General features: G+C 65.1%; 9 protein-coding genes and 1 pseudogene. 6 read left to right on the forward strand and 4 right to left on the reverse strand.

Features of this window, described 5'->3' with window-relative positions:
• Positions 1-72: 72 nt before the first annotated feature.
• Both AB0B66_RS07935 and AB0B66_RS07940 read left to right on the forward strand, forming a co-directional pair.
• The gene (locus AB0B66_RS07935; RefSeq protein WP_360524649.1) at positions 73-867 is read left to right on the forward strand and encodes a hypothetical protein; all 795 of its coding nucleotides are present in this window, start codon (positions 73-75) and stop codon (positions 865-867) included.
• Complete coding sequence (locus AB0B66_RS07940) at positions 854-2,125, forward strand: XRE family transcriptional regulator (protein WP_360524652.1); 1,272 nt, start codon at positions 854-856, stop codon at positions 2,123-2,125. The genes AB0B66_RS07935 and AB0B66_RS07940 overlap by 14 nt, the downstream gene beginning before the upstream one ends.
• 198 nt (positions 2,126-2,323) lie before the next feature.
• Here the strand turns inward: AB0B66_RS07940 and AB0B66_RS07945 are convergent, their stop codons facing one another.
• From AB0B66_RS07945 to AB0B66_RS07960, 4 genes are all read right to left on the reverse strand, one after another.
• Positions 2,324-5,428: a DUF87 domain-containing protein gene (locus AB0B66_RS07945; RefSeq protein WP_360524655.1), complete on the reverse strand. Its 3,105-nt coding sequence runs from the start codon at positions 5,426-5,428 to the stop codon at positions 2,324-2,326.
• Complete coding sequence (locus tag AB0B66_RS07950) at positions 5,425-6,060, reverse strand: hypothetical protein (protein WP_360524657.1); 636 nt, start codon at positions 6,058-6,060, stop codon at positions 5,425-5,427. Before AB0B66_RS07950 ends, AB0B66_RS07945 begins: the two co-directional genes overlap by 4 nt.
• Positions 6,050-7,135, reverse strand: a complete 1,086-nt coding sequence (locus AB0B66_RS07955; protein WP_360524660.1) for a DUF559 domain-containing protein — start codon at positions 7,133-7,135, stop codon at positions 6,050-6,052. The genes AB0B66_RS07950 and AB0B66_RS07955 overlap by 11 nt, the downstream gene beginning before the upstream one ends.
• Before the next feature lie 513 nt (positions 7,136-7,648).
• The gene (locus AB0B66_RS07960; RefSeq protein WP_360524663.1) at positions 7,649-8,605 is read right to left on the reverse strand and encodes a serine protease; all 957 of its coding nucleotides are present in this window, start codon (positions 8,603-8,605) and stop codon (positions 7,649-7,651) included.
• A gap of 555 nt (positions 8,606-9,160) precedes the next feature.
• On the opposite strand from AB0B66_RS07960, the pseudogene AB0B66_RS07965 reads away from it, so the two are divergent.
• The 4 genes and pseudogenes from AB0B66_RS07965 to AB0B66_RS07980 all read left to right on the forward strand — a co-directional run.
• Positions 9,161-9,295: pseudogene (locus tag AB0B66_RS07965) on the forward strand (SAVED domain-containing protein); the annotation flags it as partial.
• 471 nt (positions 9,296-9,766) lie between these two features.
• The gene (locus AB0B66_RS07970) at positions 9,767-10,354 is read left to right on the forward strand and encodes a type II toxin-antitoxin system antitoxin SocA domain-containing protein (protein ID WP_360524666.1); all 588 of its coding nucleotides are present in this window, start codon (positions 9,767-9,769) and stop codon (positions 10,352-10,354) included.
• A complete protein-coding gene (locus AB0B66_RS07975) occupies positions 10,351-10,929 on the forward strand; it encodes a Fic family protein (RefSeq protein WP_360524669.1) in 579 nt (192 codons plus the stop codon). The genes AB0B66_RS07970 and AB0B66_RS07975 overlap by 4 nt, the downstream gene beginning before the upstream one ends.
• Before the next feature lie 885 nt (positions 10,930-11,814).
• A complete protein-coding gene (locus AB0B66_RS07980; RefSeq protein WP_360524672.1) occupies positions 11,815-12,183 on the forward strand; it encodes a hypothetical protein in 369 nt (122 codons plus the stop codon).
• Positions 12,184-12,458 lie beyond the last annotated feature (275 nt).

Consider the following 12,458-nt stretch of genomic DNA (forward strand, 5'->3'; position numbering starts at 1 on the left):
CGGCAAGGATTCGCGCAAAACTAAAGCGCTAGTGTTACTCTTCTGTGGAGAGATAAAGATCTGGAGGCTTTCGTGGCTAAGCGCGTGTCGCTGCCCTCGTGGGCGGTGTCGATGTTCGGGCGCGACAGCGCCCAGGCCCTCGCCGAGGCCATTCCCGTGGCCATCCAGGCGGCGGTCGGCCGCCAGATGGACATCCACGCCGTATCGGGCTTGAGAACCCGCCACGCGTTCGGCGGAGGCTGGCCCGTTAAGTACGAAGAACTCGCCACACACCTGGAAGGCATCCCGGGGGTGCAGTTCGTCAAACCCTTCGGCGCGCACTACACCGTGGTGCTCATTGACGACATCGTCATCTTGCCGGTCGAGTACGCCAAAGACACCGTCACGCCGATCGACAGCCCTGCGGCCCGCAGAAAGATCAACAAGACGGCGCGTGAGCTCGCCCGGCAGTTCGGACCGAAGCCGGAGCACAGCCAGCCGACATTCGACGGCCTGGACCTCGACCACGAGCAATCCGAACCGGTAGACCTGCTCCGCGGCCTGCAACCGAAAGGTATCGTGATCGTCTACTACGCCGCGCACGAGCGGCGCGGACTGCTGCACATCGGATGGGGCCAGATCAGTGTGACCGACACCGACGACGTGATCTGGGTCAACCCGCAGCCGCTCGCGGTGCCGACGGTCACGCCGTTGCCCGGCACGTATCCCATCCTCCAGGTACCGTCCGTGGCGACCACGCCGCAGCGCTTCGACCACGCCGCTATGCCCATTCCAGTGATCAAGCCTCGCACGCCTGCGGAGTCGGCCGAAGAAGGCCGCAGGGTGCAACAACCAGAAAATCAGCAGCGAAACAATGCGCAAAACTGACGAACCCGACGACCTGTTCTCCTTCGGCGATGTCATCGACACGTCGCCGAAGTGCTTGGCCGCCGAAGCCGCCAAGCACTTCGACCCAGCCCGCCTCACCCAGGCGCGCCAGCTGGCTGGCCTAACTAAACGCGAACTTGCTGACCAGGTCGGCGTAAGCGCCGCAGCGATCGGCCAATACGAGACCGGCACTAGACCCCGCCCCGAAGTACTCATGGGAATTTCGGCAGTCCTGGGCTACGAGGTCGGCTTCTTTCGTATCGGACGGCCCTACGCCAGACTCGACGCATCAGCCGCGCACTTCCGAAGTCTTCGCGACACCCGTGCATACCAGCGTGCTAAAGCGGTTTCGTTCACCGAGCAAGTTTGGGAACTTATCTACGCGCTGGAGCGGCGCATCGTACTGCCATACGTCAATCTGCCGGGCTTCGCCGCAGGTGAGGTAACTCCTGGGACCAATTTACCCAGCGATCCTGTGCTCGCGGCAAAGGCACTACGCCACCACTGGGGGCTAGGCGCCGGACCGATCCCGCACCTGGTACGCACCCTCGAGATCAATGGCATCGTGGTCGTCCACGCTCCCAAAGACGGAGACCTCCGCAAGGTAGATGCGTTCTCTACCTCCCGCCTACCTAGGCCGTTCATCGTGATCAGCAGAGACCGCACCAAAGACGTCTACCGCTCCCGGTTTACTGCAGCTCATGAACTTGGTCATCTCGCCCTGCACGGCGATGCCCTGCCAGGCGATCCTGGCCACGAACGCGACGCAGATGCGTTCGCCGCCGAATTCCTCACCCCACGCGACAGCATCGTGCAGGAGCTGCCAACGAAGGCCAACTTCACAGCCTTCGCTGATCTCCAGCGCACCTGGGGCACCTCGATCAGCAGCCTGATCTTCCGCTGTCGCGAGGTCGGCCTCTACTCCGACACCACCACCTCACGCACCTACCAACGACTCCACCAGCTCATCACCGACGGCGCCATCACACTCGAGCCTGTCGACGGCTTTCCAGGCGAGTTGCCCAGCCTGCTACGCGAGGCGTTCAACCTCGCCGCTGACGGCGGGCTAACTCTGGAAGAACTCGGAAGCGAGCTGCAGTGGCCGCGAAAGCGTCTCAGCCAATTGTTGGGCACAGAAGGAGATAGACCCGCTCTTAGCCTGCTGCGTGGAGACGCCACCGGCGACGGCTCTGAAAGCCTCGGCACCAACAATTCTCAACGTCGCCGACTTACCGTAGTGCGCGGCGCCGAGGTCTGACATGCGATGAGCGCCTGTACGCCGTCAGCGACCTGTGTATTTATGTAGGCCATAGACCCACATGCTGTGGCCGACTCTCCGAATCGCCACGATTGGTGACGGCGTTCGGCGGCCGCCTGCTCTGCTGCTGAGCCGGACGGCTGCCGAAGACGGTGCCGACTGGAAGGATTCGCCGCATCCAGTCGGCAGGAGCCATTGCTACTCGCGCTGGGCGCGGATGACTACCTCCTCTGGGCTGAGCGGCGCCTTGGGGTGGTGCGTTAGGCACAGCGGGGTGTTGACGCGGCTGAAGGAGAAGCCTTCGCCGGCGGCATAAAACTGCCCGTTCTTGAGTACTCCAATGTCGGGCAGTCGGCCCCCCTTGGCCAGCGCCAGTTCTTTCGCAGCGTCAATCTGCGCAGGTGCGTTGAGCAACCCGAAGAACTGAGTGGTGGCGTTGCCGGAGATCTGGTTGTGCAGCCCTTTAGGTGCCTGTGTGGCGAAGACCAGCCCCAGGCCGTACTTGCGCGCTTGCGCGGCGAGCGCGATCGAACTCGCGGTGCACGGCGTATTTCCGGTGGATGGTGCCAGGGTCTGTGCTTCGTCCATGATCAGTAGGCCGCCCAGTGGTCGGTCTCCGGCCGGGTGGCGTTTGATCCAGGCGAACAGCGCCATTTGCAGCTGATTAACGAAGCTTTGGCGCTCCTCGTCGGAGCTGAGACCGATGAAGCTGATGACCGATACCCGGGCCCGTTTGCCGGCCGAAGGGGTGAGCAGCACGCCCGGGTCTGCCGAGGTTCCGTCGCCGCCGAAGAGCGGGTCGGTGACCATCGCAGCCTTGAGCGTCTCGGCGGCGTCCTGAGCTAGCTTTTCGGCCTTCGCCATTCGGCTGACGCCTTCGGGCAGCTCGGAAAGGAAGTCGACGAAGCCACGCAGGCCGACGGTGCGGCCTCGCGCATACTGTTGCAAGGCTTCGGTCAGGACGGCTCGGCCTTGCTGGGCGAGCTTTGTGACACCGCTGAGCCCGGCCCGTGGCACCAGGGCGGCTACCGCGGACCGGACCGCCTGGTCGAACTCGTCGGGAGAGTCCTGCACCGAGCTGAAGTCCGGCAGCGGCTGGAACGCCAGCGGCCGGCCGCCCATGACCCGGGGAGTCCATACCACCACCTCAGTGTGGTCGTGGTAGTCCTGTGCCCGCGCCGGATCGTCGGGCAGCCACCCGGCGGGCCGGTCGGGCCATGGGTCGCCGAGCCTGGCCAGGTCGTTGTTGGGATCAAGCACGATGGACGACACGCCGAGCAGCGCACACTCCTCGACCAGGCGGCGGATCAGAACCGTTTTCCCTGAGCCCGAGCCCGCGAAGATCACGCAGTGCCGGCGCAGGGATTCGAGATCGACGGCAAACGGGGCCTGATCCTCCGCACGATGGCCGAGAGGCACCAGCGCCCGCCCATCGCCGCCGCTCGTGGCGGTTCGTGGCGAGCTGGTGTCGTCGGCAGCCGCCGGTACCAGCTTGTCCCGTAGCAGCTCCCCAAGGAACGTTCGGCTGCTTGCCGGCCTGCGGGAGACAAGCCACTCGGCGAAGCGGCCATCAGCTGTCTGCCGCATCCGGCGCAGTGCGTCCAGGACCTTGAGCTCGGACGAGGCGAGCCGGAGTTCGACACCGCCAGCGTCCCGGAACGCCTGAAGCACCTCCGCGGTGCGCTTGCCGCTGGGCCAGTCCTCTGCGCGCAGCAGGACGAGCTTGCGCAGTGGCATCTCGACATCGAGCCCGATTTTGGTGCAGGCGGCCTTGACCCGGCTGATGACCGCGACCGCGCTGTCACTGCCGATGGCGCGGAATCCCCAGTGTGCCTCGTTCTCAGTCGTGGCGTTGAGCACCTCGATGAGGCGCCCGTGTAGCGCCGGCTTGGCACCCGGGAGAGGGTCGTGCTTGAAGGTGGCCCCGGTCGGCGCCTGCTCGTCGATCCACGCCGCGAGCCCCGCAGCGAGCAGAGCCGGCATGTGGGTGTCCTCGGTCTTTGGGTCCAGGGCGCCGCTGATATCGGCCGTCGCCACGAGCTCCCGGAACTGGACGTCGAGCGCGGTGAACTCGCTGCTCTCAGTCGCACCCTTCCGATGGGGTGGCACGGGTACGTCCTCGCGGAAGCTGTACAGCTCGTCAACCGCGCCCCGGTCCAAGCACCGCCGGACGTGACGGTCGGCGGCGAGCAGCAGCTGCCGAGGGGTGCAGTCCACCGAGTCGTCGAACGCCTTCACCGCGATCGGCCACGTGTCGTACGGTGCGGAGAACCGGTGCTCGGCAAACCCCGCCGCGAAGCGCTTGGCGACGATGGCCTGCCCGATCGCAGCGCTCGGAATACGATCGGGCAACACCGCCACCCGGATGCGGTCCATGACCGGCGACGCTGCGTATGCGGTGAGCAGTTCCCACGTATCCGGAAGACATGAGATCACGGTGAGGGTCCGGCGGGTGATCTCCCGCAGGTTGAGCAAGCCGTCGGCGATTGGCGCGATGACGGAGGCGATCTCCCGGTCTTGCCCGTCGTGCCGGGAGATGATCGTCTTGGCCTGGGCGAAAAGGGTGTCGATCTGGTCCACGGCGATGACCGACGGGCCGAGCGTCAGCGCGATCAGGCGTGAGATATCGCGGACGATCAACTGCGGCGGCCGGACGGCGGGAGAGATTCCCCAATCCCGGCGGCCGTCCGGGTCACCGGGTTCGGACATCAGATAGGCGTCGCCGATGTCCTGCGCCTCGAAGTTCCGCGAGCCGTGCAGCACCAACGCCCGGGCAGTGTCCTGGCACTCCCGGCCGACCTCGTTGGCGTGGGTCCGCAGGCCAACGATGTATGCGTCGAGATGCGCGCGTGTCAGCGGGGCGTCGCCGGCGACCGCGTCGCGTACCTCCGTGGGCAGGCCGAGCTGGGAGGTGAACCGGCGGTGGAACGTCTTCAGCTGACTGCCCCAGCCCAGGGCGTCGCGCCCCAGCGCCTCGACGATACACAGCGCGGTGCTCTCCCAGAATGTCTTGCCGCTGATGAGGCTGACTAGGAAGAAGTATCCGCCGTCGCGCTGGATGCGCTCGCGGACAGCACCAAGCAGGTGAGTCTTACCCGACCCGGCCAGGCCCTGCATGGCGACCATCAGCGGTGCTGTGTTCTCGTCCCGGCGAGCCCGGCCCACGCCGCTGAGGATCTCGGAGACCACGCGTTCATGCAACTCCGGCACGTCGTAGGGCGAGGGACGCCAGACGTCGTCGGGTGTCGGCGCCGGGTTCAGTCCGAGGGCCTCCAGCGCGAAGCGCTCCTGCGGGCTGATCATGGCTGCCCGATGGCGATGAGGTGGGCGTCCTGGGCACCGATACGCAGGGCGGCGACACGGTCGCGCGGCTCGAGGTTCTTGGTGTCAGCGACAGGGATGATACGTACGCCGTCCATGTGGACCATCGCCCGCAGCGTCTCGTCGAGATTTCCTCGCTCGATGTCGGCGAGCTGCTCGCGCAGCTCGGCAAGGCCCACCCACGCACCCGGTGACCTGGCCAGCTTGTCATATGCGCTCCGAACGGCCGACTCGGTGCTCTCCCCGACGACGGCGGTGTGCGTGAAGAACGCGGCATGGCTGACCTGCAGCCGGTCGAGCCCTCGGTGCACGTTGGCGAGCAGAGTGAATAGCGACCTTGCAGCTGAGCCGCCCGCTTTCGGGGGCGTCGAGGTGTGCAGTTCGCGGACCACGCGCCAACCCGTGTCGGTGAGCAGGTGTGTGAACGGGCGCTGCGACCGGTCGGTCTCCACCAGGCCAAGTTTCACCAGCTTGGTGTTGTCTGTGCCGGTCAGCGCGAACCCTGCCAGCTCCTTCAGCTCGCTGTTGGACACCTGGCGCGCCTCGGCCATCAGCACGACCAGAGCCAGTATCTGGTTGGGGGTCAAGTTAGGAAAGGTGTCGTCAATCGGCATGATGTCTCATCTCCGGGATTCGGGCGCTGTCGCGGCGCCTGTTCAACACGCGGTGGATCTGGTGGACGACGAGCTGTACGTCGGCGAGAACATCTTCGTTGGCGAAACGCAGCACCGCGTAGCCATACATCTGTAGATGGACGTCGCGGGCGCGGTCATCGGCCCACTTCACGTGACGGCGGTGGTCTGCTCCGTCGACCTCCACTACGACGCGCTCGGCGGGCCAGCACAGGTCAAGGCGGTACTCGCGCGCAAGTTCGGTCGCCTGGTAGCGGCGATTCCACTCTCGTCCCTGCGCCCACGGCTGCGGAGCGAGTGCGTGCTCAAGTGCCTGCTCGGCTTCGCTGTCTGCGCGTGGTGCACCCGGCGGGGAGGGGTAGCTGAAGACCGGTCGGCGCTCAGGCTCAGCGCTATCGTGGGCGGGAGTCGCTTCGGCGAGCCGCGTCAGCGGCGCGGGCATGCTGACAGCGACGACGCGTACGCGATCCACAGCGTGCAGCGGCTCGCCGACCAGCCATACGGTCATGCCGCCGCGCCAGGCCAGCCACTCGCAGGCGCCGACCAATACGTCCTCAGCTGCTGCGGCGAGTCCTGGCGGCACTTCGACCGCGGTTACCGCCGAGGACCGCGCGTAGGCCCTGGCGATGACGCGTGCAAGCCCTGCGGCCCTTACCTCTGCGGGGAAGGGGCGTGCGGTGGCCCGGCTGGTTGCGGCACGTTCCGCGAGGTCGGCCAGGAATGGCCCGAAGTCCTGTGACCGGCCCGCCTCTCGGTGGGCAAAGGCCCGCAAGGCGGGCATGCCAAGCGTGCCTGAGGTCTCGAACCGTTCCGCGCCCGGTAGCCAGCGGGGAAACAGCGACCTGGCCGTGATGTCAAGGCGTTCGAGTAACAGGTCTATGAGTTCGCCCATGGACCGCGCCGCCGGCGGGCGGAACTGCACGACCGCGGGGGCTCCTTCGGGCAGCGGGTCCAGTGCGATGTCCAGCAAGTCAGGGTCTAGACCGGCGAGGTAGCTGAGCTGGTTACCAGGCGGGATATGCCACCACTGCGTTGCCGCCCGCGCACCCGCTGTCATGCGTACAGACGCTACGGACACTGGCGGATGATTGCATTCGCTGTTCAGGGTGGTAGCCAGTGGCCGTTCGGTCCGGTGCGGCCTGAGAGCCAGATTCAGTGCGGCACCGGGATCACGGGCTACCGCCACCACACCCCATCTCCAAGCGCCCGGCACGGATACGGAACAGGCCGCGACGTTCTTCGGCCTGAGCTGACAGCGATCAGGCGCGGCGCGGACACGATAACGCTCGCGTTAGGGCGACGGTTGAACTGCGCGGGGTCAGATCTGGCCGTTCAACAGGTTCTTGCTGATGCGCGCTAACTCTGTCGGGCTCATGCCTCATCGCGTCGGACCAGAGGAGAGCGTCGTGACGCAGTGGTGCGAACCGGATCTCTTCTGCGTGCCACCACGTTGGCAGAATTGCGGGAGGCGGGTCAGGCAAGTTGTTGGCTGGCCGATCCGACGGTGCGAGGGCGTACTCGGAGAGGACCTGCCGCAGCTCGGCACCGTCACCCTTCCCGGTTCAAATCGTTACCGAACGATATCCTGCGGCCCAAGGCGAAGCGGGGTCGCGCCAGCCGCCGGGTTAGCCTCAACGAACAGCGAGTGCCCGAGCATCGAAGGAACCCAACTGCCGAAGTCTGCAGCCCGCGCGGCATAGCCGAAGTAGGCCCCACCCACCGTGATTTGCCTGACGACCCGCGTCGGGCCGGGTGCCTTCGTCGTGAGGTGGCCGTCACTGAGCTCGAAGACCAACCTGGTCTGCACTACGCCGCCATCGGAGTCGCTGTAATGCATCCGATGCGAACCAACAATACGCACATCAGCGGGTGTCTCAGCGACTACGCGACCATCGGCCAATACATCCAAAAGAGTCTGTCCGGTTCCCTGCTCGCCGATGTAGACGCCGATCACCTGCCACGACTTGCTGCCGTTCGGCTCGTAGGCGCAGATGGGGCTGCCGGAGTAGCCGGCACCGGGCCGCGTGCTCAGCTCGTAGAGGTGATCTCCCTTCACCTTGGGTAGATCTTGGCGGTCCCGCCAGCGGCGGATATAGCCCCGGTCGTAAACCATCTGCGGACTCTCCCGAAGCCGACCGTTGACGACCGTGGAGGTATACGTCACCTCCGGGTATCCCCAGGCCTCGAACTCTTCACCTGGGTTCCGCTGACCACAGTCAAGGCGAAGCATCCCCCACCAAGCATCGACCGTTGTGAACCTGAGAAGGCTGACATCCTCGGTAGGGTGATGCTCGACCTGCGCGATCGGCTCCACGGCAACCGCCCTGCGGTCGGTGGCGAACAGTACCTTAAAATGCTCGATGTCGTTGGGCACACAGTGGCGAGCAGTGAGTGCATATCCCCTCGTCCCGATCAAGAACGCCGAGCCGAGGATCCTGACCTCGCCATCCACTACCGAAGCGAGGGGCACCACGTGATCCTCGATGGCCGGGGTGTGCTCTAGGGTGCCGTCCGATGCGAAGCGCATCCGGCCATTGTCGCCGATACCCTGCAGATGTCATAGGCGAAGACGGTGCAAGCCCGTACACCACCGGCTTGCGGACCATACAGACACCAGCTGGCCACCGTGCTGCTTGGCATCGACCGCCTCTGCGGGTTGGCTGGATCCGCGAGGTCACGCGGTCCTGGGCGAGTCACGGACGCATAGCAGTCATCAATGCGCTCATCAATGCCTGGCAGTGCCAGCGATGTGACCGTCAGCGGCATGTGGGGATCGTGGACGCCGGGGAGAACCGCACGAAACGACTGGCCTGCAGCCGGACGCAGCACGATCGTACGCCCTTTTGCGCGACCGGCCTGCATGTCCGCGCGGACCATATCGGCGTCGTCCACGGTCACCTGCGTGTGGAAGTACATCACCACCCCGACGGATAGGCGCTGCCCGCGACCTCGTATACGGGCTCGAATTGCATACTAATCGGAAACGGCTGCCTGTTCAGCATCTGTCGGAGGACCTTGCCCGCGGTTCCTTGCATGGTTCCGGTCAGAACCTCGTCCTCGGTGCGCAGCAGACAGCCGTGTCCACCTATTCTTGGCCGGCCCCGGCGGCTTGGCGCTGCTGCTCGGACATCGCTGGAACAGGGTCGCTCCGACCGTGGTCTACGAAGACCTCGGTCCAGGCCGCGGTTACACGCCGGCCTCCACGGTCGACGCATGAGGGAGCCACGCCAAGCTTGGCGCGGTAGTGGCGGTGGCTCGACCACCGCCACCACCGCACGTACGAAATCGCCCTGCGCCACCAGCCAGGCGATAGCTCCATCCGGCTGACATGCGCGATCTTGCGGGGGGACACGACACACTCCGGCGCAGGATGGTGCGAGATCATGTTGTGGTCTGGAAGGGCGGGCCGGCCGCTGGGGCTGACCTGTGGCACTTCGACCTTTGGCGAACGTGACCTTCAGCCCGAATCTAGCCGGTGACGCGATCATGCGGCCAAGTGGCCCGCCCAACGGCCAACTATTGTGCCTGGTCGCAACGTGGACTGGATCAGCCGCGTCGCGCGTAAAATGGAACACGTGTACTATGAACTGGCACCGGGTCTGTAGAATTGCTGTCAAGGCGACGCGCCGAAGGTCTGTGGCAAGGTTGTTAGCTCTGTCGCCTATTCTGTCCGAGAGGGGGTGCTCGCGTGGCGACTGTGCACGCTGTTGCAGCTGCGGTCATTGATCAGCTTGGTCCGATGACTGCGATGAAGCTCCAGAAGCTGGTCTACTACTGTCAGTGTTGGCACCTTGCCCGAACTGACCGATTGATCTTCAGTGATCAGATCGAGGCGTGGAGGCAGGGGCCAGTGGTCCCTTCGCTCTACCATCGTCATCGGGGGCACTACATAATCGACAGCTGGCCACATGGGGACGCCGCAACTCTCAGTCTCGACGAGCAACAGTCGGTGGACTGGGTCGTAGACAACTACGGAGCTTTCTCGGCCATCCAGCTATCGCGCATGACGCACAACGAACTACCGTGGAAGCTTGCGCGGGTTGGCCTGTCGGATAACGCTGCCTCTAACGTCGCCCTCCGTACCGACATCATCGCCAACTTCTACAGTCGCCAGCGCGCCGACGCTGAGACGGCAGTCGCGCTAGCCGTAGCCAGCAGCGCTCTCGAGGGAGTTGAGCTCGACGAAGATTGGCAGGAGCGGCTGCGCGACGTAGGCAACGGCACCGTTAGCGCAGAAGAGCTGATCGCTGAAGAGATCGCCCAAGCTGCTCGATGACCGACCCATACGTGATCCCATCGGGCAACTGCCTGCGCAACAAGATCGGGATCGTCGACCCCCAGGTCCTCGCTGCAACGGAAGCCCGCATCGTCAGCGTGCGCGATGTGGAGATCGCGCGTGCAACCATTCCTGGTGATTACGGCATCGACCATCTCAAAGCATTCCACCGCGCCTTATTCCGAGACATCTACGACTGGGCCGGATTGATCAGAACTGTAGATATTTCCAAGGCGGACTCCAGGTTCTGCAACTGGCGCTACATCGAGGACGAAGTCAGCACTGTCCTAAGTGAGCTCGCTGCGCGTGGGCATCTCGTCGGGTACAACCGAGACGCCTTCGTCCAGGAACTCGCATACTTCTATGGTGAGATTAACGCGCGGCATCCATTCCGGGAAGGCAACGGGCGGGCGCTGAGGGCCTTTCTGCGGCAACTCGCCGCCGCTGCGGGCTATCTTCTGGACTGGTCTGAGCTGAGCAAGGAGGGCAATATCGATGCCTGTCGTCACAATCTCCGTACGGCAGACACGAGCAAGCTCGTTACGGTGCTAGATCCAGTTGTGCGGCGAATGTAACATCAGTTGGCTGGAAAGGGCGGAGTGCGCGCGGTACTCACCGCCTACGCCTGCGCGGCCAACCGCGGGCAGCCGAACAGTACGATACAGGGCGAGAGCGGCACGCGGCCTTCGCGGCGGCAATCCTGAGATCGCTGCCCGTAGCCGACCCCCGACGCTCGAGAAGCTGGCTGCCGACTTGGCCGGCGTTCTCGACGCGCTGGCCGACTACCTCGCTTTCGTTGGTAGCCGACCGCTGCGATATCGGCAGGCACCATATCGACCACATCATCCGCAGGCTTATCCCTATCCCACTGCCCTGTCGTGGCGCGACGACGCCGACATCATGCGGACCGAAGCCCGCAGACACTGGCCGAGCATCGACGCCGCTTGTCACCGGCCAGCGACTCAAACCAGAGGAGAAGCAGACACGGGTCGATGCGGTCGGAGCAGGTCTGCGGACTCGGTAAGTCAGACTCAGAAGGCAGCTCGGTGGCGCCGGCGCACCCGCAACCTCGTTGTCACCTCGAGCGTCTTGTCGAAAGCCAGCTGCAGCATGCTGGCCCAGTGGACGCTTATTGTCCCCGCCCGTCGCAAACGCCGTTGACCTGAGTACCCCAGGCGAGGCGACAGCGGCGGGCCGGCGATCTCCCTCTCGTTCCGGCGGCATCGTGATCACCGCCGTGTGGCTGGCATCCCTGCAGCCAATCATCCTGTGTCCACGGGTACCAGCCTGTGAGATGCTGATCGCCGTCCGCTGCGAGGCGGCTGCCGGTCTTGACAGGGGGAGCACCGATGGGCAACGACGGCTACCCGCCATGGCCACTCTGCGGCAGGCCCACCAAGGCGAAGACTGCCTGCAAGATGCGCGTAGTCCGACGCTACCTTCGCTCATGCGAGAAGCACATGACCGATGCCGAGCGGCTCGCTCTACCCATCGCCGAAGCCGCCGAACGCGAGGGATACGAGCGCGGCGTCGCGGTCTCGAAGATGGCAGAGAACTCGGCTCGTGAGCACGCCAACCGACTTGCCGCCGAACTTGCCGCGCTCAAGGAAGGCGCGGCACTAACCCGGATGCGTACGCACGACGGCCGCCAGATCGTGACCGTGAGTACCGGTTACGCCTATGCCGCGCCCGCAGGGCGAGAGTTCGGCATCGGCGAGAAAGTGCGTGTGGCCGCCGCGTTCTGGCACGGGGCGGGCGCCGCCCCGCAGTTGGTCGAGGTGACAGCGTTAGGAACCAAGTACACCGGCTCGCTCGCCAATTGCTGGTGACATCCAGCATGACGGGCTCGGGCCGACCTGACCCGAGCAGCGGGCTCTCACGCCCGTCACCGTGCCCCACAGTGTTCGCCGGACGGGAAGCTGCCTGCATGAACCTCGACGTCGACCACCTCGTCGGCCAGCCCGACCTGTTCGGAGTCCCAAGGCAGATACTCGACCACGCGCCGACCTGCACTACGACCGCGACTTCGATGCCATCGCCGCGGTGACCGGGTAGATTGCCAGGTGGTTAGTCCCAGCCGGCACTGTGCCGTAGCGGCCGCATG

The organism is Catellatospora sp. NPDC049111, assembly GCF_040648615.1.
Lineage (GTDB): Bacteria > Actinomycetota > Actinomycetes > Mycobacteriales > Micromonosporaceae > Catellatospora > Catellatospora aurea.